The organism is Leclercia sp. LSNIH1 (assembly GCF_002902985.1).
Classification (GTDB): Bacteria; Pseudomonadota; Gammaproteobacteria; order Enterobacterales; family Enterobacteriaceae; genus Enterobacter.
In genome coordinates this window covers 3872021-3894403 of record NZ_CP026167.1, presented here as the reverse complement: position 1 = coordinate 3894403, position 22383 = coordinate 3872021, and the positions used below count along the sequence as shown (strand labels likewise).

Annotated in this window: 24 protein-coding genes and 3 tRNA genes; 18 read left to right on the top strand and 9 right to left on the bottom strand. The window is 53.3% G+C overall.

What is annotated here, in order from left to right; translation table 11 throughout:
- Positions 1 to 117: 117 nt before the first annotated feature.
- The 4 genes from C2U54_RS19315 to C2U54_RS19300 all read left to right on the top strand — a co-directional run bounded on the left by C2U54_RS19315 (position 118) and on the right by C2U54_RS19300 (position 811).
- A tRNA-Gly gene (locus C2U54_RS19315) sits at positions 118 to 193 on the top strand.
- Positions 194 to 244: 51 nt separating this feature from the next.
- A tRNA-Cys gene (locus C2U54_RS19310) sits at positions 245 to 318 on the top strand.
- 12 nt (positions 319 to 330) lie between these two features.
- Positions 331 to 417: transfer RNA gene (locus C2U54_RS19305), tRNA-Leu, on the top strand.
- A gap of 211 nt (positions 418 to 628) precedes the next feature.
- Positions 629 to 811, top strand: coding sequence for a hypothetical protein (locus C2U54_RS19300; protein WP_103180120.1), 183 nt, complete (start codon positions 629 to 631; stop codon positions 809 to 811).
- 6 nt (positions 812 to 817) lie between these two features.
- Here the strand turns inward: C2U54_RS19300 and C2U54_RS19295 are convergent, their stop codons facing one another.
- From C2U54_RS19295 to C2U54_RS19280, 4 genes are all read right to left on the bottom strand, one after another.
- Entirely contained in the window at positions 818 to 1783 is a 966-nt protein-coding gene (locus C2U54_RS19295) for an ABC transporter permease (RefSeq protein ID WP_103180119.1), read from the bottom strand.
- The gene (locus C2U54_RS19290) at positions 1780 to 2760 is read right to left on the bottom strand and encodes an ABC transporter permease (protein WP_103180118.1); all 981 of its coding nucleotides are present in this window, start codon (positions 2758 to 2760) and stop codon (positions 1780 to 1782) included. The genes C2U54_RS19295 and C2U54_RS19290 overlap by 4 nt, the downstream gene beginning before the upstream one ends.
- Positions 2753 to 4234: a sugar ABC transporter ATP-binding protein gene (locus C2U54_RS19285; RefSeq protein ID WP_103180117.1), complete on the bottom strand. Its 1482-nt coding sequence runs from the start codon at positions 4232 to 4234 to the stop codon at positions 2753 to 2755. Before C2U54_RS19285 ends, C2U54_RS19290 begins: the two co-directional genes overlap by 8 nt.
- A gap of 72 nt (positions 4235 to 4306) precedes the next feature.
- Entirely contained in the window at positions 4307 to 5290 is a 984-nt protein-coding gene (locus tag C2U54_RS19280; protein ID WP_103180116.1) for an autoinducer 2 ABC transporter substrate-binding protein, read from the bottom strand.
- A gap of 533 nt (positions 5291 to 5823) precedes the next feature.
- Here C2U54_RS19280 and C2U54_RS19275 point away from each other — a divergent pair.
- From C2U54_RS19275 to C2U54_RS19255, 5 genes are all read left to right on the top strand, one after another.
- Positions 5824 to 6966 carry a transglutaminase-like domain-containing protein gene (locus C2U54_RS19275; protein WP_103180115.1) on the top strand — a complete coding sequence of 381 codons (1143 nt, stop codon included), beginning with the start codon at positions 5824 to 5826 and terminating at the stop codon, positions 6964 to 6966.
- The gene (locus tag C2U54_RS19270) at positions 6944 to 7300 is read left to right on the top strand and encodes a mercuric transporter MerT family protein (RefSeq protein WP_103180114.1); all 357 of its coding nucleotides are present in this window, start codon (positions 6944 to 6946) and stop codon (positions 7298 to 7300) included. The genes C2U54_RS19275 and C2U54_RS19270 overlap by 23 nt, the downstream gene beginning before the upstream one ends.
- The gene (locus C2U54_RS19265) at positions 7297 to 7578 is read left to right on the top strand and encodes a heavy-metal-associated domain-containing protein (RefSeq protein WP_103180113.1); all 282 of its coding nucleotides are present in this window, start codon (positions 7297 to 7299) and stop codon (positions 7576 to 7578) included. Before C2U54_RS19270 ends, C2U54_RS19265 begins: the two co-directional genes overlap by 4 nt.
- Positions 7579 to 7861: 283 nt before the next feature.
- The gene (locus C2U54_RS19260) at positions 7862 to 9436 is read left to right on the top strand and encodes a sulfatase-like hydrolase/transferase (RefSeq protein ID WP_103180112.1); all 1575 of its coding nucleotides are present in this window, start codon (positions 7862 to 7864) and stop codon (positions 9434 to 9436) included.
- 165 nt (positions 9437 to 9601) lie between these two features.
- Positions 9602 to 10270, top strand: a complete 669-nt coding sequence (locus C2U54_RS19255) for a YecA/YgfB family protein (protein ID WP_103180111.1) — start codon at positions 9602 to 9604, stop codon at positions 10268 to 10270.
- Between the two features lie 83 nt (positions 10271 to 10353).
- On the opposite strand, the gene tyrP is transcribed toward C2U54_RS19255, so the two are convergent.
- Positions 10354 to 11565, bottom strand: a complete 1212-nt coding sequence (gene tyrP, locus C2U54_RS19250; RefSeq protein ID WP_103180110.1) for a tyrosine transporter TyrP — start codon at positions 11563 to 11565, stop codon at positions 10354 to 10356.
- 249 nt (positions 11566 to 11814) lie between these two features.
- On the opposite strand from tyrP, the gene C2U54_RS19245 reads away from it, so the two are divergent.
- On the top strand, positions 11815 to 12156 hold the full coding sequence (locus C2U54_RS19245; RefSeq protein ID WP_103180109.1) for a hypothetical protein: 342 nt from the start codon (positions 11815 to 11817) through the stop codon (positions 12154 to 12156).
- Between the two features lie 67 nt (positions 12157 to 12223).
- Positions 12224 to 12463 (top strand): YecH family metal-binding protein, encoded by a 240-nt coding sequence (locus C2U54_RS19240; protein ID WP_103180108.1) that lies wholly within the window; start codon positions 12224 to 12226, stop codon positions 12461 to 12463.
- Between the two features lie 34 nt (positions 12464 to 12497).
- Here C2U54_RS19240 and ftnA read toward each other — a convergent pair whose 3' ends face one another.
- Positions 12498 to 12995, bottom strand: a complete 498-nt coding sequence (gene ftnA / locus C2U54_RS19235) for a non-heme ferritin (protein WP_103180107.1) — start codon at positions 12993 to 12995, stop codon at positions 12498 to 12500.
- A 206-nt stretch (positions 12996 to 13201) separates the two neighbouring features.
- Positions 13202 to 13543 (bottom strand): YecR family lipoprotein, encoded by a 342-nt coding sequence (gene yecR / locus C2U54_RS19230; RefSeq protein WP_103180106.1) that lies wholly within the window; start codon positions 13541 to 13543, stop codon positions 13202 to 13204.
- Between the two features lie 293 nt (positions 13544 to 13836).
- Here yecR and C2U54_RS19225 point away from each other — a divergent pair, with 293 nt between their 5' ends.
- Positions 13837 to 14475 carry an RpiB/LacA/LacB family sugar-phosphate isomerase gene (locus tag C2U54_RS19225; protein WP_103180105.1) on the top strand — a complete coding sequence of 213 codons (639 nt, stop codon included), beginning with the start codon at positions 13837 to 13839 and terminating at the stop codon, positions 14473 to 14475.
- A 41-nt stretch (positions 14476 to 14516) separates the two neighbouring features.
- On the opposite strand, the gene C2U54_RS19220 is transcribed toward C2U54_RS19225, so the two are convergent.
- Positions 14517 to 15938 carry an MFS transporter gene (locus C2U54_RS19220; RefSeq protein ID WP_103180104.1) on the bottom strand — a complete coding sequence of 474 codons (1422 nt, stop codon included), beginning with the start codon at positions 15936 to 15938 and terminating at the stop codon, positions 14517 to 14519.
- A gap of 211 nt (positions 15939 to 16149) precedes the next feature.
- On the opposite strand from C2U54_RS19220, the gene azuC reads away from it, so the two are divergent.
- Positions 16150 to 16233 (top strand): stress response protein AzuC, encoded by an 84-nt coding sequence (gene azuC, locus C2U54_RS19215; RefSeq protein WP_098946254.1) that lies wholly within the window; start codon positions 16150 to 16152, stop codon positions 16231 to 16233.
- Between the two features lie 96 nt (positions 16234 to 16329).
- Positions 16330 to 16581: a DUF2766 family protein gene (locus tag C2U54_RS19210; protein WP_039030868.1), complete on the top strand. Its 252-nt coding sequence runs from the start codon at positions 16330 to 16332 to the stop codon at positions 16579 to 16581.
- 167 nt (positions 16582 to 16748) lie between these two features.
- Here the strand turns inward: C2U54_RS19210 and C2U54_RS19205 are convergent, their stop codons facing one another.
- Positions 16749 to 17252, bottom strand: coding sequence for a non-heme ferritin-like protein (locus C2U54_RS19205; protein ID WP_103181106.1), 504 nt, complete (start codon positions 17250 to 17252; stop codon positions 16749 to 16751).
- A 542-nt stretch (positions 17253 to 17794) separates the two neighbouring features.
- Here C2U54_RS19205 and C2U54_RS19200 point away from each other — a divergent pair.
- The 4 genes from C2U54_RS19200 (at position 17795) to araH (ending at position 22235) form a co-directional block, all read left to right on the top strand.
- Positions 17795 to 18352 (top strand): DJ-1 family glyoxalase III, encoded by a 558-nt coding sequence (locus C2U54_RS19200; protein WP_103180103.1) that lies wholly within the window; start codon positions 17795 to 17797, stop codon positions 18350 to 18352.
- Between the two features lie 315 nt (positions 18353 to 18667).
- Positions 18668 to 19657 (top strand): arabinose ABC transporter substrate-binding protein AraF, encoded by a 990-nt coding sequence (araF, locus tag C2U54_RS19190; RefSeq protein WP_103180102.1) that lies wholly within the window; start codon positions 18668 to 18670, stop codon positions 19655 to 19657.
- A gap of 68 nt (positions 19658 to 19725) precedes the next feature.
- Positions 19726 to 21240, top strand: a complete 1515-nt coding sequence (araG, locus tag C2U54_RS19185; RefSeq protein ID WP_103180101.1) for an L-arabinose ABC transporter ATP-binding protein AraG — start codon at positions 19726 to 19728, stop codon at positions 21238 to 21240.
- 14 nt (positions 21241 to 21254) lie between these two features.
- Entirely contained in the window at positions 21255 to 22235 is a 981-nt protein-coding gene (gene araH / locus C2U54_RS19180; protein ID WP_103180100.1) for an arabinose ABC transporter permease AraH, read from the top strand.
- Positions 22236 to 22383: the final 148 nt, after the last annotated feature.

Below are 22383 nucleotides of genomic sequence, written 5' to 3'. Positions count from 1 at the left end.
TTGCGAAAATTAACGTTGACTCAAAACGTCAGGTAAGTAGAATGCAACGCATCGAACGACGGCACGGCCCGTTAGTCGATAGCAAAATCAAGTGATTAGCATAATGACTTGATAAATGCGGGAATAGCTCAGTTGGTAGAGCACGACCTTGCCAAGGTCGGGGTCGCGAGTTCGAGTCTCGTTTCCCGCTCCAAATTTAAGACATGCGCAATAGCGGGTGTCAGTCGTAAGACAAAAGATTTAAGGCGCGTTAGCAAAGCGGTTATGTAGCGGATTGCAAATCCGTCTAGTCCGGTTCGACTCCGGAACGCGCCTCCACTTTCTTCCCGAGGCCGGATGGTGGAATCGGTAGACACAAGGGATTTAAAATCCCTCGGCGTTCGCGCTGTGTGGGTTCAAGTCCCACTCCGGCTACCATGGGAAAGACAAGAATAATCAAAGCAATAAGCAGTGTCGTGAAACCACCGAAAGGTGGTTTTTTTGTGCCTGAAATTTCATCGCCCTCTCAAACTTTCCTCGTATTCACCGGAATTAATCACCTTTCTTTACGACCAGCTTCGCGTTACGGATAACTATTCTGTAAAAAGGTAGTACTCGCTAATAACGACCATTTCGCGAGAGGTTCAAAATGAACAAACTGACCTTGATTACCGCGTTAGTGACATTCGCTGCATCATGCGCCTGGGCTGCGGGCGATGACGATATCATCTATGACAGCCACGGCCATCCCATCCGCCATGATAAGCAGGATGATGATCAGGGCAAACAGCGCAGTGACGACCACACCAACCGGCGCAGCGAGCACAATTAGCGGCAATCAGGGTTTACCAAACAGACGCGAGATCTGCGCCCCTTTCAGGAAAATAAACGCTAACAGCAAACCGCCCCACAGAGCCATGGTGATGTAGCTGCTCACGCCCAGAATATTGAGGCCGCTCTCCAGCATCTGGAGCAGGATCAGCGCCATCACCATGCCAAAGACTTTACCGAAGCCTCCATCCGGATTTACCCCGCCCAGTACAGCCGCCAGAATCGACACCAGCAGATAAGATTCACCGTAAGAGGCCTTGGCTGAATTGAGTTTCGACATCATCAGCAGGGCGGCGATCACGCACAGCACCGAGGAGAGCACATAGACCCAGATGAGGGTTTTACGGGTGTTAATCCCGGAGTAGTGGGTCGCCTGCTCGTTAGAGCCGATCAGGTAGAGGGTGCGCCCGAAGGCGGATTTTTCGAGGATCACCCACAGTACGACCACCACCGCCAGAAAGACCAGCAGCGGCAGCGGGATGCCGAGGATGTTGGTGCTGTTAATCACCAGAATATAGTCCGGGAAGTTAGAGATCGCCGAACCTTTGGAGATGAGGATATTAATGCCTTTCAGCAGGGTCATGATCCCAAGGGTGGCTAAAATCGGCGAGACCCGCACCACGGCAACCAAAAATCCAATCACCGAACCGATCGCCAGGGCCATGACTAACCCGGCGGCAATCACCAGCAGCATGCTGCTGAAGGTTGGAGGATAATGGGTAGCGACCCAGGCCATCACCAGCCCGCAGGCGTTCATGGTGGTGATGATGGACAGGTTGATCCCCCCGGTGAGGATCGTCACCGCCATCGCGAGGGCCAGCACGCCGAGGATCGGCATTTGCGAGGCAATGGACTGGAAGTTAGCGGCTGACCAGAAGACCGAGGGTATCAGGAAGCTGAACGCAATCACCACCACCGCGATTAACACGCTCAGGTAAATCTCGACGCGATCCTGGGTTTTGTTGGCGCTCATACTATGACTCCCTGACCTTTACGCTGACTCCATGCCGTCATACTGATACTGGTGACGATCACCACCCCGGTAACGACCGTATGCCAGTACGAAGAGATCCCTAACAGGTTAAGACCGTTCTGCAACACGGCGAGTAAAATCACCCCTAACAGGGTGCCGAGTAAGGTGCCGCGCCCGCCGACGATACTGGTTCCGCCTAACACCACGGCGGCGAGTACCGTCAGTTCGTAGCCCAGCAGGGAGTCGGGCGCGACGGTTAAGACGGTCGCGGATTGCACTACGCCTGCCACCCCGGACATCAGCCCCATGTAGCCATAGACAAACAGCTGCATTTTAAAGATGCCAAATCCCATGCGGGAGGCCGCCTCCCGGTTGCCGCCCATGGCATAAATCATCCGCCCGACGCTGGTTTTATTCATGATGAAGCCGGTTAACGCCACCACCGCCAGCAGGGTGAGGATCGGCAGGCTTAAGCCATAATCGTAGCCATCTGCGGCGGTGAATTTGAATAGCATCACCCCCTCTTCAAACCACTCAGGATAGCTGTAGAGCCAGACGCCTTTGGTCAGGTAGAGCAGCAGGCCGTAAAAAATATTCAGGGTTGAGATGGTGATAATGATGGAAGGCACGTTGAGCCGGTTGACCAGCGTGGCGTTGATCAACCCGAGCAGCAATCCCAGCCCCCCGGCCAGCGCAAACGCGAGGGCAAAATTACCGGTGGTACCCTGAATCAGCGTCACCATCACGTACTGTGAAATGATGGTCATGGCGGGAAAGGAGATATCGATCCCGCCGGAAATCAGCACAATAAACAAGCCGCAGGCCAGAATGGTGAGCATGGCGTAGTTATTGATTAGATCATAGATATTGCCGAGCGTCAGGAAATCGCTGCTGGCAAACGACAGATAGCCGCCAATCACCAGAATGGTCAGGCCTAAAAACAGCTCGTGGGTTTTAATCCCGAATTTATTAACCATTGACCACCTCCGCCAGCGCGGCTTCCGAGGTCTTTTCCGGGAGGAGTTCCGCGACGATCTCACCCTTGCGCATGACTAAAATGCGATGACTGTTAAAGTAGGCTTCATCGATCTCATCGGTGATCATCAGCACCGCGATCCCCTGGCGCGACAGGGCAGAGATGATTTGATAGATCCCCGCTTTATTGGCAATGTCCACCCCGACAGTGGGGGAGTCGAGGATCAGCACCCTGGGATTGATCGCCAGCCATTTGGCTATCGCCACACGCTGGGCGTTGCCCCCGGAGAGGGTATTGACCGGCAGATTGACGCTGCCAATTTTAATGCTCAGCTGCCCGACTAAATCGGCGACAACGCGGTCCGCTTTGGCTCTGTCTAACAATTTAAAGGGGGTTTTCAGCCGTCGAAGCACGGTAGAGATAATGTTGTCGTTGATGGACTGTTCCATCACCAGGCCGGTACTCATCCGGTCTTCAGAGACATAGCCAATCCCGGCATTGATCGCATCCCGGTTGCTGGCGAAGCGCACCGCTTTGCCTGCCAGCACTATCTCCCCGGAGTCAGGCTGCGTGAGCCCAAACAGGCTCAGGCAAAGCTCTGTTCTGCCCGCACCGAGTAATCCGGTAATGGCGAGGATCTCACCCTGATGCACCTGAAATGAGATGTTCTTGTATTGGTGATGCTTAGTGAGGTTCTTAACGCTCAGCGCTACGTCGCCAAGTTTTTCTATCGGCGGTAATAACGCATACGAAAACTCTTTACCGGTCATCAGGAAAGCGAGTTTTTTATTATTGATGTCGCTGGCAGGCCAGGTGCCAACCAGGGTGCCATTTTTGAGCACGCTGATACGGTCGGAAATAGAGAGCACTTCATCCAGACGGTGGCTGACAAACACGACGCAAATGTTTCTTTTCTTTAAATCGCCAATCACCCGCAGCAGTCCTTTTACCTCCTGCATGGTGAGAGAGGCGGTGGGCTCATCCATAATAATCAGCCTGGCTTCCTGGGCCAGCGCCCGGCAGATCGCCACAATCTGACGCTGGGCAATGGGCAGGGATTCTACATTGGCATCCAGATCCAGCTCCGCCTCAATGCTTTTGACGGTGCGCGCGGCGATGCGATGGATCTCGCTCTTATTCACCAGCAGATTATGGTGATGCAGGTGGATCGCGATGTTTTCCGCCACGGTGAGGTTCGGGAACAGGGAGAGATCCTGATAAATAACCTGTATTCCGGCTTTCACCGAGTCGATGGGGGAGAGGTGGGAGCGGGGCTTACCGTCAATGACGATCTGAAAGCCGGGATCGGGTTTATAGACGCCAGAAATAATTTTAATCAGCGTCGATTTACCGCATCCGTTCTGCCCGGCCAGACAGTGAACCTCCCCGGGAAATAGCGTCAGGGCGATGTTATCCAGCGCTTTCACACCGTAGAACGTTTTGCTGATATGACCCAGTGAAATAAACGGCTCCATTATTACCTCTCAGGGGCTCACACAGCACGCCCGTATTGCGACGATCGCAGCAGGGCGTGCAGAACCAACGGGTTAATACAGACTGTCGATATTTTCTTTCGTCACGCGCAGGACTTTGTGGAATTTGATGATGCGTTTTTCGGTATCCACATCCGCTTTACCGAGATTGGGGATCTCAAGACCCTGACTAATCTCTTCTCCCTTCAGAACCTTGTCGGCCACGGCGGTAATGGCGTAACCCGCAGAGGCAGGGTCGTAGGTGATGCCCATGGCGATATCACCGCTCTTAATCAGGGAAGCGGCCTGAGAGGGGATCATCATGCCGTAAACGAACACTTTGCCTTTCGCCCGTTTCTCTTTCACCGCGCGGCCCGCGCCAATGGGTCCCTGAGAGCCAAAGGAGACAATCCCTTTCAGGTCGGGGTGAGCTTTCATCAGGTCGATGGTCGTCCGGCGGGCATCGTCGATATTCTCGGCCACCGGCATACGGCTGGTGACTTCATGCATATCCGGGTAGTGCTCTTTCTGATATTTAACGAACAAGTCCGCCCACAGGTTATGTTGCGGCACGGTCAGACTGCCGACATAAATAACATAGCCTCCTTTACCGCCCATGGCTTTGGCCATCTCTTCAACGTTATCGGCGGCAAATTTTTCGTTATCAATAATTTCAACGTCCCAGTTGGCGCTCGGTTGTCCGGGAGATTCGTTGGTTAATACCACGATGCCAGCATCCCGCGCCTTTTTAAATACCGGCTCGAGCACATCGGCATCGTTGGGGACAATCCCGATCGCCGATACTTTTTTCGCGATTAAGTCTTCAATAATTTTTACCTGCTGCGGGGCATCAGTGCTGGAAGGGCCTACCTGAGAGGCTTTAATACCGAGATCGCTGCCGGCTTTGGTAACACCTTCCCCCATACGATTAAACCAGGGCATGCCATCTATTTTTGAAATATTTACCACTTCAATTTCTTTCGCCATTGCGGAAGTGGAAAAGACCATCAATCCGAGCAAACCAGCCGACAGTAATTTTGTTAAGCACATTTTACTCATCTCATACCTCTGAATGGTGGTGAAAATAAATGATAGTGATAACGTTGTTTCGCTGTTTGACCTACCCGTGTGCGTTTTAATATTAGGTGATAATAATCCTTTCCTCGCAGACTTTATCCCGGATAAAGCCAGGGGAAATAGCAAGTTAGCTCCGCTGGTTTAAAAGAATTAACAGTAGGGTTTTCATATTTATAATGTTATGGAACTACTGGCTTATCGCATGGACTATTTTGCCAATACTCCGTTTTGGGATTTCCATCACTTATTAGGCTTACTGCGCCATCCGCCGGGCTGAAGCAACCGTCTGGCGCGTTTGAGAGAAACTGCCGCTTTTTTTTGACTTCAAGCCTGTACAACCGGCGCTGAAAAGCGCCTAATACCGTCTCCAAAATTTTTTATCATTCACAGTTAACAGGTCTGTTATTGATGAATAAATCCCATCGCTTCGCGCCAGCGCCTGTCTGCTGTGATGAACCTCTGTGCTGTCGGCCCGTTTTGCCGTCGCCAGACTCATTTTCAAGGGACAGATAGCCATGCAGCGTCGACAATTTCTTAAAAATAGCGTTCTTCTTTCTGCCGCAGGTTTAGTAGGCCCGGCTCTCGCCAGCGAGACGGTAAAAACCAGCCTGGCGCCCATAGCGCCGGTGATGCGCCGCCGCTTTGTCTTGTCGCAAACCTATAAACTGGTGCCGCCGCAGGGCTCCAGCGGCGTCGTGAAGCTGTGGATCCCGCTTCCGGTGGATACTGCCTTTCAGCAGATGACCGGCATGGCGTTTACCGGCAACTATCAGCAGGCCTATGTCACCACCAACAACGCCTATGGTGCGAAAACTTTGTTCGCAACCTGGCCAAAAAGTGAAGGCGACCTGCTGCTTCAGCTCGATCTGGAGATCGAAACGGCGGACTGGGAGCCGCTGAAACATGACGCGCTGAAAAACTGGCAGGCACCGGAACAGATTGTTTATCCGCTGGCGGTGAAGCCATACCTGCTGCCAACAACGCACACACCGGTTGATGGCCTGGTGCGCGAAACGGCGCAAAAAATTACCGGCGGCGAAACCGATCCACTGAAGAAAGCGCGCCTCATTTACGAATGGGTCAGCAGCCATATGGAACGCGATAACGACGTCATTGGCTGTGGCACCGGCGACGTGGCGACCATTCTGCAAAGCGGCAAGCTCAGCGGCAAATGCACCGACATCAGCTCGGTGTTTGTGGCGCTGGCGCGCGCCAGCGGGATCCCGGCGCGGGAACTGTTCGGCATCCGTCTGGGCAGAGCCAACAAACTGGAGCGCTACTCCGCCAGCGCCTTCGGCAAAGCCGATAGCGCGGGCGTGGCCGATGTCAGCGGCGGACAGCACTGCCGCGCGGAGTTTTATCTGGCCGGTTACGGCTGGCTGCCGTGTGACCCGGCGGACGTCACCAAAATGCGTCTGGCGGAGAAAAAAGCCCATCAGGATCCCGATGTGCAGGCGGTGAATGCTTACCTCTTTGGCAACTGGGAGATGAACTGGGTGGGCTTCAACTATGGGCGCGATTTTGAGCTCTATCCGGCGACGGAGCAGGGGGCGGTAAATAACTTTGGCTACCCCTATGCCGAGGTGGACGGCGATCCACTCAATTTCTACGATCCAAAGGTGTTCACTTACCACTATGTCTCAACCGAACAACGCTAAGGGGGCAGGCCTTACCCTGCTGACGGCAGCCGCGGCTGCCGTTACCGCCGGGCTCTGCTGCGTCGGTCCGCTGCTCTACCTGCTCTTTGGCATCTCGGCGGCGGGGTTTGCCGGGCTCAGCCAGCTTGAGTTCCTGCGCCTGCCGATGATTGTGCTCTCCCTCGGGCTGATGCTGCGGGTGTTCTGGCGGCTCTATTTTTCAAAAAGGGTGTGGTGTACCGGGCGTTTAACCCTGGGGCAGATGCGTCTGCTGTTCTGGCTCACGCTGCCGGTGCTGCTGCTGGTGCTGTTCTACCCCACGGTGGTGACCTGGGTTTATGAGGTGATGGAATGAAACGACTGTTGATAAGCGCGTGTCTGCTGCTTCCGCTGTTTGCTCAGGCGGCGAATCAAAAAGTGGTGCTGGATGTTCAGGGCATGACCTGTTCGCTGTGCGTCATTTCGGTTAACCAGGCGCTGCGGGAAACCGAAGGGGTAGTGAAAGCGAAAGCGTCATTAAAGACCCGACAAACCGACGTTATCGTCGCGGAAGGTTTCCCTGTCGAGACATTATTACAGGCGGTGGCGAAAACAGGTTATACGGCGACGCTCAATCATATTGAAAAGCTGTAAATATAATACGAACTCATGATGGATTAATTGTTGTTTAATGTATTTTTGCCTTTCCCTGGATGAGGGGAAGGTGTTATTTCAGACAATTATTTATAAATAATGATGATACGCCTTCAGTTTTATAAATATATTGTTACGAAACGTTGATCTTCCCGTTCGTCCGCTCTATCTTTTGATAAGTTTCTCCATAAAACGATCCTTTTTATCCATGCCTTTTCTTTATCGGCGGTGGAGCGCTCCTTGCTCTCAGCGTTTTTACACTATATTTTTGGTGATGGTAAATATGAATATAACAGCCAGCAAATATACCCTCTGGATCCGCGATATTACGCTCAATCCCTGGATCGCCTTTTATTTTCTTCAATCCGTACTAATAAATTACTCTTTCGGCTACTCATTCAGCGCAATCTATACGGTGGCATTTTGCTGCGTGCTGTTAGTGCTCTGGCGAATCACCCCCCGCCTGCAAAAAGGCGTTATTATCCTGTACAGTCTGCTGGCTGCGATCTACTTTCCTTTTCAGCAAGCGTATGGCGCGCCAAATTTCAATACGCTGTTAGCATTACATTCCACCAATTTTAATGAGTCCGTCGAGATCCTGACGATATTTCCGTGGCACAGCTACCTGGTGTCATTCATTATTCTGGTATTAGGCCTCATTGCACTCCGGCGTAAGATTATGCCCAAACAGGGCTGGCGCCGTTTCGATATGCTCTGTCTGGCCTTTAGCGTCCTCTGTTTCTTTTTAACCCCCCTGAAAAACCTGGTTTACTGGGGGCACTTTACCCTGATGGACGTGGGGTATCCGGTGTTCCGCTTTGTAAAAGATGTGGTGATCAACAATCGGGAAGTGGTTACGGAGAAAGCCCGCATGCTGGAGCTGGCCAAAGTGAAGGACAACTGGACCGTTCTGGCGGTGAAGCCCCGCTACCATAACTACGTGATGGTGATCGGTGAAAGCGCACGCCGGGATGCGCTGGGTGCCTTTGGCGGGCAGTGGAATAATACGCCGTTCGCCAGCTCGGTGAAGGGAATCCTGTTTACCGATTACATTGCCGCCAGCGCCTCCACCCAAACCTCGCTGGGGTACTCCCTGAGCCGGGTGAGTGGTGATACGCCGGAGTATCAAAATAACGTTGTCACGCTGGCGAATCGCGCCGGATTTCAGACCTGGTGGTTCTCCAATCAGGGGCAGATTGGCGAGTACGATACCGCCATTGCCAGTATTGCGAAGCGGGCCGATGAGGTGCAGTTTCTCAGAAAGGGGTATTACGAAGACGAGAGTAATCCTCGGGACGAAGCCTTACTGCAGATGACCCAGCAGGTGCTCTCAACCCCGCGCATAGAAACGCGACTGATTGTCCTGCACCTGATGGGTTCCCATCCGCAGGCCTGCGAACGCACCCAGGGGAAATACGCCGAGTTTGTGCAGTCGAAAGAGACCTCCTGTTATATCTACAGCATCACCCAGACCGATACCCTGTTAAAACAGCTTTATCAGCAATTGCAGAACACTGGCGACAGTTTCTCGATGGTCTACTTTTCCGATCACGGTCTGACCTATAAAGCCCGTCTGACCGGCGGGCAATATATGGCTCACGGTGATGCCTGGCAGCAAAACTACCAGGTGCCGTTTATGATCGTATCGAGTGACGATAAAGAGCACCGCCTGATCAAAGCCCGGCGTTCCGCCAATGATTTTCTCGATTTCTTCTCGGACTGGACCGGCATTCAGGCGAAGGAGCTGACGCCGAAATACGCATTTGTCTCGGAACAGGAGGCGGGCAGCGCCTGGGTGACCAACTTTAAGATGCAGAAAGTAGATTTCGCGCAGTTGCCGGACGATTTCCACCCGTAGGGGGCGCCGGTTACGCTCCGTCCATCTCATTAACAGCAAAACAGATACCCGGTGCAACGGTCATGATTTAACCTTTTTTGCACCAGCTAAGACCGCGGATAAACAGGGAAGAGAACCGTTTCTGTGTTACCCTGCACGCCATTCTATTCTGCAGGAGATTGACCCATGACTGAAGGCCCGTTAAACGAAACCGAAATGGAGTGGCTGGAAGAGACCTTAATGACCTACGGTCATGATGACGAGTCCGTTATGGATGTCTCAGAACTCGACGGTATGTTGACCGCGGTGCTTTCCGGCCCCGTGGTGGTGGAGCCGGACCGCTGGCTGGTGGCGGTGTGGGGCGGTGAAAAGAACATTCCGCGCTGGAAGAACGAGCGCGAGATGAACCGCTTCATCGATCTCTGCTTCAAGCATATGAACGATATCGCCGAACGCCTGAGCGACTACCCGGATCAGTTTGAACCGATGTTCGGCATGAACGATGTCGACGGTGAAACCTATACCGTGGTGGAAGAGTGGTGCTTCGGCTATATGCGCGGCGTGGCATTGACCGACTGGTCATCCCTGCCGGAGTCACTGCGTGCCGATCTGGATTTAATTGCCCTGCACGGCTCCGAAGAGAACTTTGAGCGCCTGGATTCCTTCAGTGAAGAGGAGTTCCAGCAGAGCATCGAGGGGATTCGTCCGGCAGCGCTGCGTCTGTATAACTACTGGATTGCCAACCCGCAAGAGCCGGTTACTCAGCAGCCGGTGATCAACGGCACCAAAGTGGGACGCAACGATCCCTGTCCGTGCGGCAGCGGCAAGAAATTCAAGAACTGCTGTCTGCATTAACAGCGCCCGGCGGCGTTTCGCTTGCGCGGGCCTACACTATTCGTAGGCCGGGTAAGCGCAGCGCCACCCGGGATCATTGCACGCTATCCCACCTCTGGCAGCAACCCCGCCGTAATCCCGAACTGCACCAGGATTATCGCGATCCCGCAGGCGAAGACCAGACAGAGCACAGGCTTACCGCCTGGTACCCGGTAGTTCCCTTCAGGATGATGCTTACGGCTTTGCCAGACCAGCAGAGAGGGCAGCAGCAGCGCCAGCACCGCCAGCGCCACGCCCGCGTATCCCAGCGCCATCACAAAACCCCGTGGGTAGAACAGGGCGAAGGCCAGCGGCGGCAGAAAGGTGATCGCCCCGGTCTGGATACGTCCGCTGAACGTGCGGCTGCGCTGGAACAGGTCGGCGAGGTAGTCGAACAGACCCAGCGCCACTCCCAGGAACGAGGTCGCCAGGGCGAGGTCGGCAAAGAGATGCACCGCCAGCTCAACGTGCGGCGAGGCAACCACTTCGCGTACGGCCTGCAACAGCCCGTTCAGCCCACTATGGTTTGCCAGCATTCCCATGAAGCTCGACGAGTTGATACTGCCGAGGGTGACCAGCTGCCAGAAGATGTAAGCCACCAGCGGAATGGCGCTGCCAGTGATAAAGATCCAGCGCAGCTTGCGCACGTTGCCATTCATATAGCTGACAATGCTCGGCACGCTGCCGTGAAAACCAAACGAAGTAAAAATGACCGGTATAGCCGACAGTGCCAGCCCTTTCTCCAGCGGCAGCGTCAGTAAGTTGACCTTATGAATGTGCGGGACCAGCAGGGCCAGCATCACCACCAGGAAGACTATTTTTGCCGAGAACAGGAGGCGGTTGAACAGATCGACCAGCGACGTGCCCACGCAGACCACGCCCCCACCAATCAGGGTAAATAAGATCACCCCTGTGGCGGGAGAGATATCAGCGTTGAACCCGTCATTGACGCTGGAGGCGATTAACTCCCCGGCGCCGCTGATGTAGGCTGCCGTCAGGGCATACATCAGGAACATCATGCTAAAGCCGGCGATCCACTGGCCGAATCGCCCCAGATAACGCCCGGCCAGCGATCCCAGCCCGGTATCGGCTGGAACGTGTTGATACACTTCGAGCAGCAGCAGGGCGGTGTAACACATCAGTGCCCACAGTACGCCCAGTAACACCAGCGTAACGCCAAAACCGACACCTGCCGCCGCCAGCGGCATCGCCAGCATCCCGGCGCCAATCGTCGTTCCGGCGACGATAAAAATACTACCCAGCGTTCTGTTCTTCACGTTTTCCTCTAAAACCCTACGACACGACGACAAAATCTGCGGCGCAGAGTAAGGGAAAAGAACGGACTCGTCAAACCGGCGTTACAACGAGTGTAATGTAATCTTTACGTTATTTAACTTAAGCGTCGCTCTGGTCATATGCCCGTAAAAATGAGGAGGTTTGCCTACTTCATAAGAGCAATGTTTTCGCCCGATAATCAGGCGTAACGTAAACGTTTCTTATAAATATTCAAAAAAAGTGAGACGGCGATGACGGCCAGTAATCCCTTCTGTGCGAAATGGAGTCGTTCAGGCAATTTATTGTGTCACGGGCACTGGATAATTAGCTGGCAGGGCCAGGTGCTAACCTTACCGGAGGCAAGGCGGGAAAAGGATATGGGTACCTGGGCCATCTATTCGATTATCGATCCCGAAGATGAGACCTTTGCCCAGGGGTTGCAGGAAGATGAGTGGATCATTGAAAACGTCGAATGGCTGACCGATCTCTTTTTCGACCACGGCGTTCCGCTGGAGACGGCCAGCTATCGCCAGTTTTATCAGGCGGTCAATAAACAGGACTGGCGCTGCACCAGCTGTGCGGGTTGCATGTAAACCTGCGCCAGCGCAAAGCGTTGTGGGGAGGAAAGGGTTAGGCTGCGCCTTTTCTTCTGGAGGGTTTATGGCATCCATTCATGGGCACGATGTGCTGACGATGATGATCGAGTCCGGCGAGCAATACAGCGAAGAGAGTCTGATTGCCGCGATTACGGCGCGTTTTGGTGACGAGGCGCGTTTTCACACCTGTTCAGCCGCGGACATGACGGCAGCAGAGCTGGTGGCATTTCTGGCGGCGCGCGGTAAATTCATTTCGCAGGCGTCGGGTTTTTCAACTCATGAAAGTAAAATCTGCCGCCATTAATAATAACGCGGCGCCAGATAGCGCCGCATGAATATTAATTTTGGGCATCGAGCGTCGACAGCTCTTTATCAATAAAGTACAGACCTTCACCCGATTTTCCGGCCAGGGTGAGTTTATCGATAACCGATTTAAACAGCTTCTCTTCTTCGTGCTGTTCTGCCACATACCACTGCAGGAAATTAAAGGTGGGATAATCCTGGCTGGTCATAGCCGCGTGTACCAGTTCGTTAATTTTTTGTGTGATCAGCTGTTCATGCTCGTAGGTAGCGCGGAACAGTTCATCTAATGAGGCATATTCTGCAAATGGCGATGCTACCGGGTTGATGCGCGGCAGGCTGCCGGTATCTGTAAGATAATCAAAGAGACGCTGCATGTGTGTCATCTCTTCCTGGGCGTGACGACGCATAAACGCCGCCGCGCCTTCAAAACTGTGATAGCTACACCAGGCACTCATCTGTTGATAGAGCAGGGAGGAGTAAAGCTCCAGATTCATTTGCTCATTGAGCTTGTCGATCATTTCACTTTTAAGCATGGTGTGGCTCCGTTTTATTATTAACTGGTCAACGTGAGCGTCACTATAATTTGTTATTTATTTATTTGCAAAAAGTAAAATAAATATTTAAGCAATCATAATACGAATGGGAATAAAACGCATTGCGCGCAACTCAAATATATTAATGAGAATTATTCTGTTTCGTGTTCAGAATTTTATTGCCAGCTCTAAAGCTGGCAACGAAATTAGTAATAAGCCGAGGTCGTGACGGCAGGGGCGGGGGCGTAACCGTGGCACTGGTACTGGATAGTGACGGTTTTGTTCAGACACAACGAGCCGCTGATCACGCTACAGGTTTCGATCGGCTGACCGTAGGCCTGGGCCGTACTGTATCCCATGGCCTGACATTCGCGGGTGGCAGTGCCACTTGTTACATAAGCATCATCATAAGAGGTCTGGAATAGTGGCTGACCATAATCAAGCCTGACGACCCCCGAGGTGACATCGACGCTGCTCACTTCAGCTTTGCGGGTAATACCGCAACCTGCCAGTAACAGCACCAGACCGACCGTGCATAATCTCTTCATAGAACACTCTGAATGCGTTGAAATAACCTATACTAACGCCAGACGTAAAGCGCAATGCCAGGAATAACCACCTGTTCTCTCTTTTCTCTTCGCCACGAGCATCCGGCTCCTTCAATCATAAGCCATCCTTTTGCGAACCGGTGCTCACATCCCTCTCCATCAAAATTGTGAGCGCATCTTTGTTTTTTGAAACTATTTTTCACTTAATTTGAAAGTGCGTTTGCTTAGTAGTAAGGTGGATTGAGTAAGCTATTCACAGCGGGGTGCCCCGCATCGCATTCAGGAGACGAAGTATGAAAATTGCACTGATGATGGAAAACAGCCAGGCGCAAAAAAACGCCATCATCCTCAAGGAATTGAACGCCGTTGCTGAAGAGAAAGGTTTCCCGGTTTATAACGTTGGGATGAGCGACGAAAACGATCACCACCTGACCTATATTCATCTGGGGATCATGGCGAGCATTCTGCTGAACTCTAAAGCGGTTGATTTCGTGGTGACCGGTTGCGGTACCGGCCAGGGTGCGCTGATGTCCCTGAACATCCACCCGGGCGTGGTGTGTGGCTACTGCATCGATCCTGCTGACGCCTTCCTGTTTGCACAGATCAACAACGGTAACGCACTCGCCCTGCCATTTGCCAAAGGCTTCGGCTGGGGTGCAGAGCTGAACGTGCGCTTTATCTTTGAAAAAGCCTTCACTGGCCGTAAAGGCGAAGGTTATCCGCCAGAGCGTAAAGAGCCTCAGGTTCGCAACGCGGGCATCCTGAATCAGGTGAAAGCGGCTGTGGTGAAAGAGAACTATCTCGACACCCTGCGCGCCATCGATCCGGAGCTGGTTAAAACTGCGGTTACCGGTCAGCGTTTCCAGCAGTGCTTCTTCGAGAACTGCCAGGATAAAGAGATCGAAGCCTTTGTCCGCGGTATTATCGGCTAAGTTGCTAACACCGATAAAAAGCCAGCTTGCGCTGGCTTTTTTTATGCCTCTTTTCTGGATACCGCACTGCCGGCATCTTTTACCAGCCGCAGGGTATCGACCATCCCCAGCAGACAGACCAGCGCAATCGCCACAAACGCCAGCCGGAAGCTGATGCCCGGTAGCGACGCCATCCCCAGCCATTCGCTACACAGTTCGCCGATGCGGATCCCGATGGCGCCGAGGGTGATCCCCAGCCCCACTGCCAGCTGGGTGGCGGTGGAAAATAGGGTGTTGGCATAGCTCATTTGCGGCGAAGGCACATCCGCAAAGGCAAGGGTGCTGATGGCGGTAAACTGAATGGAACGGAACAAGCCGCCGAGATAGAGCACCAGCATGATAACCCACACCGGGGTTTGCGGGGTCAGGAAAGCGCAGGCCAGCAGGGCCAGCACGTTCAGCGCGCCGTTGATCAGCAGCAACTTTTTAAACCCCAGCCCGCGCAGCAGTGGCGTGGTGGCGGGTTTGATGGTCAGGTTACCGACGAATACCGCCAGCACCAGCAAACCGGAGTGGAAGGCATCCATGCCAAAGCCCACCTGAAAAAGCAGCGGCAGCAAAAACGGCACGGCGCTGATGGAGGCGCGAAACAGCGAGCCGCCAAACATCGTTACGCGAAACGTGGGCACCTGCAGGGCATCAAGACGGATCATTGGCCACTCGGTGCGCCGGAAATGGCGCAGGGCATAAATCATGGTCACCATCCCTGTTGCCAGCAGTGCAAGGGTCACGCCTGTATTCACCTCCTGCGCCCCCATCATCTCCATGGCATAGACCAGGCTCACCATCGCCACCGAGGTGGCGATAAAGCCCGGCGTATCGAACGGGCGACGGATCTCTTCATAGATATCGGGAATAATGCGCAGCGCCAGCACGATAGCTATTAGCCCTAACGGCACGTTAATAAAGAAGATCCAGCGCCAGTTAGCATAGCTGGTAATAAAGCCCCCCAGCGGCGGGCCGATGATGGGTGCCACCAGCGCGGGCCAGGTGAGGGTGGCGATGGCGGTAATCAACAGGTGCTTGGGCGTGGTGCGCAATACGGCAAGGCGGCCTACCGGCACCATTAATGCACCGCCCATTCCCTGCAGTACGCGCATGGCGATGAACTGATCCACGCTGGTGGCGAGACCGCACAGCACCGAGGCGAGAGTGAAGATCGCCAGGGCAAGGGTAAACACCTTACGCGCGCCAAAGCGATCGGCGATCCAGCCGCTGGCCGGAATAAGTACCGCCAGGGTGATCAGATAGGCGCTGATCCCGAGATTAAGATCGACCGCCTGTACGCCAAAGCTTTTCGCCATATCGGGTAATGCCGTGGCGATCACCGTACCGTCCAGAAACTCCATAAAGAACGCGCCGGCCACCAGCAGCGCGGCGGGAGAGATCCCGCTGGCCGCTTTAGCGGAGTGATTTTCAGTCATTTTTTCTCTGCCACTTAAAATTTTTTTAAAAATTTACGGTAACCCGCGGTGCGATAATTTGCTGATTAATATTAGATTTTAATCGGAACGGTGTTTTGTTTTAAATAAACTGGCGTGATGAATATCACAAAAACATTGATTTTTGTGATGAAGGTCATATTATAGCCGCATCAACATTAACACCTGCATAACACTTAGCCGGAGCATACCGATGAAATTGCGCAAAATTCTGAAAAGCATGTTCGAATCCTACTGCAAGACCTTTAAGGACGTACCGCCAGGCGCGATGTTCTGATAAGAAAAACCTGCTCCGGCAGGTTTTTTTGTGCCTGTACGCCGCATCAGGGCTGACGTTTTGCTACTATGACGGCCTTTCAAACAGGAGAAGCCTATGTCTCAAAACCTGAGTGCCGATCAGGAACTGATCTCTGACGTCGTTGCATGCCAGCTGGTCATCAAACAAATTCTTGATGTGATTGAAATCATTGCTCCCGCAGAAGTGCGCGAGAAAATGTCCAGTCAGCTGAAAAACATCGATTTCGCCAGCAATCCTGCGTCGGCCGACCCTGTTACGCTGCGCGCCGTGCAGAAAGCCATTGCGCTGATCGAGCTGAAATTCACGCCGCAGGGTGAGTCTCACTAAAATAAACCGGTGTTTTGATTTTATAAACGGTTTTGTGAGAATAATGTGAACGGGCGACCCAGGGTCGTCCGAAATGTGAGTTACATGAAGCTCTGCACCAGTAGGGTGTTGACTCTTTTGCAAAAAATTACCCGGCACAGGCCGGGTAATTCAGTTAACGCGCAGAATCAGTGGTGCTGACGGCTGACGACGTTAAGCAGCTGGCGATCGGTCTGTTCCAGACCCATGCCGGTGAGACGTGCCTTGCGAACTTCATCAAGGATGGTTTTGAGTAATACTCCATCCTGCTGCTGTTCTTTCTCAATATCATGCAGGAAGTTAAGCGTAGAAGTGTCTTTCATTTTCCGCGCTTCATCCGTTAATTGATTCAGCGTCTGACAGCGCTGCTCATACTCTTCCAGCGTGCGCTGGAAAACTGCTTCCAGGCAATTGCACTCTTCGTCAGTCATATCCACGGGTTTCAAAACCGGCATAGCGCCTGATGCTTTTAAAAAATCGAAAACGCGCATCATTTGCGTAACGTTGCTCTGCGCCTGGAGGCGCAGGAAAGTCGCGGAACCGGTTAGCTGATGTTCTGAACACCACTCGCTGAGGTGCAAAGAGAGATTAGACGCATGAAACTCGAGGTTCATCTGCGTGTTGAGCCTGGTGATCATATCCGAGACAGCCATATCCATTCCCTTTTCTTCGTTTATGTAACCAAAAAATAATCATCATTAACGATAGTTCACTACAGAATAAAAGCATTCTGTTTTCCCTGTATGTGATCCCAAATTCGTTTCAGGCATCAGGTAAAATTCATCATAACAGCGAATCCATTATAAGAAAATCCTTATAAATATATTCTTACTAAACCTTACCCCCCATCAGGAATTAAAAAAAATGGAGGATTTGGAGAAGGGAGGGTCGAGGTTGAAGATGATTAAGAGATTGTATTATAGGGATTTGTATAAATTTAATGCTATCCGAAAAGTGAAATTACTTTATGTTTTTCTCAGGAGCGGTGAAATAGGCGCTTAGCGAAAAAAAAGATAATTATTCCTGTCAGGTGGAATACAGATAATTTTGGTAATTAATGGATTTTTACACCTGGCTAAAATTGCGTCAGATCATTTTTGCTGGAAATAGTGCGATATGTGATCCCGCTGGAAGTTTTCCGCTACACACGCTGTGAAAATGAAACATTGTTTTATATTCCCTAACGGAGTTCATTATGGCAAAAGTAGCGGTGCTGCTGGCACCCGGATTTGAAGAGGCGGAGGCGATTATCACTATTGATATCCTGCGCCGTCTCAACATTGAGGTAGATACCCTGGCCTGCGCCGAGTCGCGGGCGGTTGTGAGCTACCATAATATCCCGATGGTGGCGGACAGCACCCTCAGCGAAAAAATCGACAGTTACTACGATGCGGTCGTATTACCCGGCGGCCCGCAGGGCAGCGTGAATCTGGCGGCCAGTGCCGATGTGGTGCGTTTTGTCGCCGCGCATGACGAAGCGGGTAAATTTATCGCTCCAATTTGTTCGGCTGCGGCGCGTGTGCTGGGCGGCAATGGCCTGTTAAAAGGGCGTCGCTATGTCTGCTCGGGGGAACTCTGGCAGGAGATTCAGGACGGCGAATATGTCGATGCGCCAGTGGTGGAAGATGGCAACCTCATCAGCGGCAAGGGACTGGGCCATGCCTTTGACTTTGCGCTGACGCTCTCAGCACGTCTGCTGGGTGAGGAAGCACCGGTACGCGATCACGCCGAGCATATCTACTATCCCTGGTAATATTATGCCGGGCGCCCGCGCGCCCGGATCACAAGGATATCTTAGCTAATCTTATGGACTAATCTGCTGTACCCCTTTCTATTTGTCAGACAAATACCTGCATATTTATGTCTTTTTCCGCTGAATCTATGTACGCAATTACTGTAATTCTGCGGTGTGATGGCGCTCTCTTATGGATGATTAATTTCCCGCTAAAACTATCTCAAGCAAATGCGCTTAATACACGCCTGGCGCTAATGCCTTGTTTTAAGTCCGATTAAAAACATTTTAGTTGTTATTCCCCTACAAATTAAAACGCTAAAGCTGGAGTTAACCATGCACAAATTTACTAAAGCGCTGGCGGCCATCGGTCTGGCTGCCGTTATGTCACAATCCGCTATGGCGGAGAACCTGAAGCTCGGTTTCCTGGTGAAGCAACCGGAAGAGCCATGGTTCCAGACAGAGTGGAAATTTGCCGATAAAGCCGGGAAAGATTTGGGTTTTGAAGTCATTAAAATTGCTGTGCCTGATGGTGAAAAAACGCTGAACGCCATCGACAGCCTGGCAGCCAGCGGCGCGAAAGGGTTTGTCATCTGTACTCCGGATCCAAAACTGGGCTCGGCTATCGTGGCGAAAGCGCGTGGCTACGACATGAAAGTCATCGCTGTGGACGATCAGTTCGTGAACGCCAAGGGCAAGCCGATGGATACCGTGCCGCTGGTGATGATGGCGGCGACCAAAATCGGCGAGCGCCAGGGCCAGGAGCTCTATAAAGAGATGCAAAAACGCGGCTGGGACGTGAAGGACACCGCGGTTATGGCGATCACCGCCGATGAACTGGATACCGCACGCCGTCGCACCTCCGGTTCGATGGAAGCCCTGAAAGCGGCCGGCTTCCCGGAAAAACAGATCTACAAAGTGCCAACCAAATCCAACGACATCCCGGGCGCTTTCGATGCGGCCAACTCCATGCTGGTGCAGCACTCTGAAGTGAAACACTGGCTGGTGGTGGGGATGAACGACAACACCGTCCTGGGCGGCGTGCGCGCCACCGAAGGCCAGGGCTTCAAAGCGGCAGATGTTATCGGCATCGGCATCAACGGCGTTGATGCGGTGAGCGAGCTTTCTAAAGCGCAGGCCACCGGCTTCTACGGTTCTCTGCTGCCAAGCCCGGACGTACATGGCTATAAATCCAGCGAAATGCTCTACAACTGGGTCACCAAAGGTGCCGAGCCAGCGAAATTCACTGAAGTTACCGACGTGGTGTTGATCACCCGTGACAACTTCAAAGCAGAGCTGGAGAAAAAGGGACTGGGCGGTAAGTAATTCCACTGTGATTGCGCCCCCCGGGCATCGGGGGGCCAGACGTTCACTACTCGATCCTCGGAGACGTTATGCAACAGTCTGAACCGTATCTCTCTTTTCGCGGCATCGGCAAAACCTTTCCCGGTGTCAACGCGCTGACCGACATCAGCTTTGACTGCTATGCGGGTCAGGTTCATGCCCTGATGGGTGAGAACGGCGCCGGAAAATCCACGCTGTTGAAGATCCTCAGCGGTAACTACACCCCCACGACAGGCACCCTCGCCATCCAGGGCAAAGAGGTCGCCTTCGCGGACACCACCGCCGCGCTGAATGCCGGTGTCGCCATCATCTACCAGGAACTGCATCTGGTGCCGGAGATGACCGTGGCGGAGAACATCTATCTTGGGCAGCTTCCGCATAAGGGCGGTTTTGTTAACCGTTCGCTGCTCAACTATGAGGCCGGTCTGCAACTGAAGCACCTTGGGCTGGATATTGATCCCCAGACCCCACTGAAGTATCTCTCCATCGGCCAGTGGCAGATGGTGGAGATTGCCAAGGCGTTGGCGCGCAATGCCAAAATTATCGCTTTTGACGAACCCACCAGCTCGCTGTCGGCGCGTGAAATCGAGAACCTGTTCCGGGTGATCCGCGAGCTGCGCAAAGAGGGGCGCATCATTCTGTATGTGTCGCACCGTATGGAAGAGATCTTCGCCCTCAGCGACGCTATTACCGTGTTTAAAGATGGTCGCTATGTCCGCACCTTCAGCGACATGCAGCAGGTCAACCACGACCTGCTGGTGCAGGCGATGGTGGGGCGCGAACTGGGTGATATCTATCACTGGGAACCGCGCCAGTATGGCGGCGAACTGCTGCGCCTTGAAGAGGTTAAAGCCCGGGGCGTACGCACCCCGATAAGCCTGACGGTGCGCAGCGGTGAAATCGTTGGCCTCTTCGGGCTGGTAGGGGCAGGGCGCAGCGAGCTGATGAAAGGGTTGTTTGGCGGCACCCGCATCACCGCAGGCCAGGTGTTTATCGACGGCCAGCCTGTCGATATTCAGAAACCGGCCCATGCCATTCGCGCAGGGATGATGCTCTGCCCGGAAGACCGCAAGGCCGAAGGGATCATCCCGGTGCACTCGGTACGGGATAACATCAATATCTCGGCCCGCCGGAAGACCATCCGTGCCGGATGCCTGATTAACGACACCTGGGAGGTTAGCAACGCCGATCACCACATTCGTTCGCTTAACATCAAAACCCCGGGCGCGGAACAGCTGATCATGAACCTCTCCGGTGGCAACCAGCAAAAGGCCATTCTGGGCCGCTGGCTGTCGGAAGAGATGAAGGTGATCCTGCTGGATGAACCGACGCGCGGTATCGACGTGGGCGCCAAGCACGAAATCTATAACGTCATTTATGCCCTGGCAAAACGTGGCGTGGCGGTGCTCTTCGCCTCCAGCGATCTGCCGGAAGTACTGGGCGTGGCCGACCGTATCGTGGTGATGCGTGAAGGGGCCATTGCCGGTGAATTGCTACATGAACAGGCGAATGAACAGCAGGCGTTAAGCCTCGCCATGCCTAAAGTCAGCCAGGCTGTCGCCTGAGTAAGGAGAATAAGATGTCCTCTGTCACTACATCCGGAGCGCCAAAATCGGCCTTCAGCTTTGGGCGGATCTGGGATCAATACGGCATGCTGGTCGTGTTTGCCGTACTGTTCCTCGGCTGCGCCATCTTTGTGCCTAACTTCGCCACCTTCATTAACATGAAAGGGCTGGGGCTCGCCATCTCCATGTCGGGCATGGTGGCCTGCGGGATGCTGTTCTGTCTGGCATCCGGCGACTTCGACCTGTCGGTCGCCTCGGTTATCGCCTGTGCGGGTGTCACCACTGCAGTGGTCATTAACATGACCGAAAGCCTGTGGATTGGTGTGGCGGCCGGGCTGCTGCTCGGTGTGCTCAGCGGGCTGGTGAACGGCTTCGTGATTGCGCGCCTGAAAATCAATGCCCTGATCACCACGCTCGCCACCATGCAGATTGTGCGCGGGCTGGCCTATATCATCTCTGACGGTAAAGCGGTGGGGATTGAAGATGAGCGCTTCTTTACCCTCGGCTACGCCAACTGGCTCGGTCTGCCAGCCCCTATCTGGCTGACCGTCGGCTGTCTGATCATCTTTGGTTTCCTGCTCAACAGAACCACTTTTGGCCGTAATACCCTGGCGATTGGTGGTAATGAAGAGGCGGCGCGTCTGGCGGGTGTGCCGGTGGTACGGACCAAGATCATCATCTTCGTGCTTTCCGGTCTGGTGTCGGCGGCGGCGGGGATTATTCTGGCTTCACGTATGACCAGCGGCCAGCCAATGACCTCTATCGGCTATGAGCTGATCGTCATCTCAGCCTGCGTTTTAGGTGGCGTATCGCTGAAGGGCGGCATCGGAAAAATCTCATATGTGGTGGCCGGGATACTGATTCTCGGCACGGTTGAGAACGCCATGAATCTGCTGAACATCTCCCCGTTCTCGCAGTATGTGGTACGTGGCCTAATCCTGCTTGCGGCGGTGATTTTCGACCGTTACAAGCAAAAAGCAAAGCGCACCGTTTAACCCTTTTTTCCACCCCCTCCCGACTTAACTTTTAAGTGTAGCCCCCCTTCCCAGCCGCAGCGGGAAGGGGGATGTCAAATGGCGAGCCCCGTCACACTGTCTATACTTACATGGCTACTGAGATGTTTGCCGTTTTTCATCTCGCCAA

What these genes read in the sequence shown, in the direction of transcription:
- C2U54_RS19300 (WP_103180120.1), top strand. Translation starts at nt 629, where the DNA reads ATGAACAAACTGACCTTGATTACCGCGTTAGTGACATTCGCTGCATCA.
- C2U54_RS19295 (WP_103180119.1), bottom strand. Translation starts at nt 1,783, where the DNA reads ATGAGCGCCAACAAAACCCAGGATCGCGTCGAGATTTACCTGAGCGTG.
- C2U54_RS19290 (WP_103180118.1), bottom strand. Translation starts at nt 2,760, where the DNA reads ATGGTTAATAAATTCGGGATTAAAACCCACGAGCTGTTTTTAGGCCTG.
- C2U54_RS19285 (WP_103180117.1), bottom strand. Translation starts at nt 4,234, where the DNA reads ATGGAGCCGTTTATTTCACTGGGTCATATCAGCAAAACGTTCTACGGT.
- C2U54_RS19280 (WP_103180116.1), bottom strand. Translation starts at nt 5,290, where the DNA reads ATGAGTAAAATGTGCTTAACAAAATTACTGTCGGCTGGTTTGCTCGGA.
- C2U54_RS19275 (WP_103180115.1), top strand. Translation starts at nt 5,824, where the DNA reads ATGCAGCGTCGACAATTTCTTAAAAATAGCGTTCTTCTTTCTGCCGCA.
- C2U54_RS19270 (WP_103180114.1), top strand. Translation starts at nt 6,944, where the DNA reads ATGTCTCAACCGAACAACGCTAAGGGGGCAGGCCTTACCCTGCTGACG.
- C2U54_RS19265 (WP_103180113.1), top strand. Translation starts at nt 7,297, where the DNA reads ATGAAACGACTGTTGATAAGCGCGTGTCTGCTGCTTCCGCTGTTTGCT.
- C2U54_RS19260 (WP_103180112.1), top strand. Translation starts at nt 7,862, where the DNA reads ATGAATATAACAGCCAGCAAATATACCCTCTGGATCCGCGATATTACG.
- C2U54_RS19255 (WP_103180111.1), top strand. Translation starts at nt 9,602, where the DNA reads ATGACTGAAGGCCCGTTAAACGAAACCGAAATGGAGTGGCTGGAAGAG.
- C2U54_RS19245 (WP_103180109.1), top strand. Translation starts at nt 11,815, where the DNA reads ATGACGGCCAGTAATCCCTTCTGTGCGAAATGGAGTCGTTCAGGCAAT.
- C2U54_RS19240 (WP_103180108.1), top strand. Translation starts at nt 12,224, where the DNA reads ATGGCATCCATTCATGGGCACGATGTGCTGACGATGATGATCGAGTCC.
- ftnA (WP_103180107.1), bottom strand. Translation starts at nt 12,995, where the DNA reads ATGCTTAAAAGTGAAATGATCGACAAGCTCAATGAGCAAATGAATCTG.
- yecR (WP_103180106.1), bottom strand. Translation starts at nt 13,543, where the DNA reads ATGAAGAGATTATGCACGGTCGGTCTGGTGCTGTTACTGGCAGGTTGC.
- C2U54_RS19225 (WP_103180105.1), top strand. Translation starts at nt 13,837, where the DNA reads ATGAAAATTGCACTGATGATGGAAAACAGCCAGGCGCAAAAAAACGCC.
- C2U54_RS19220 (WP_103180104.1), bottom strand. Translation starts at nt 15,938, where the DNA reads ATGACTGAAAATCACTCCGCTAAAGCGGCCAGCGGGATCTCTCCCGCC.
- azuC (WP_098946254.1), top strand. Translation starts at nt 16,150, where the DNA reads ATGAAATTGCGCAAAATTCTGAAAAGCATGTTCGAATCCTACTGCAAG.
- C2U54_RS19210 (WP_039030868.1), top strand. Translation starts at nt 16,330, where the DNA reads ATGTCTCAAAACCTGAGTGCCGATCAGGAACTGATCTCTGACGTCGTT.
- C2U54_RS19205 (WP_103181106.1), bottom strand. Translation starts at nt 17,252, where the DNA reads ATGGCTGTCTCGGATATGATCACCAGGCTCAACACGCAGATGAACCTC.
- C2U54_RS19200 (WP_103180103.1), top strand. Translation starts at nt 17,795, where the DNA reads ATGGCAAAAGTAGCGGTGCTGCTGGCACCCGGATTTGAAGAGGCGGAG.
- araF (WP_103180102.1), top strand. Translation starts at nt 18,668, where the DNA reads ATGCACAAATTTACTAAAGCGCTGGCGGCCATCGGTCTGGCTGCCGTT.
- araG (WP_103180101.1), top strand. Translation starts at nt 19,726, where the DNA reads ATGCAACAGTCTGAACCGTATCTCTCTTTTCGCGGCATCGGCAAAACC.
- araH (WP_103180100.1), top strand. Translation starts at nt 21,255, where the DNA reads ATGTCCTCTGTCACTACATCCGGAGCGCCAAAATCGGCCTTCAGCTTT.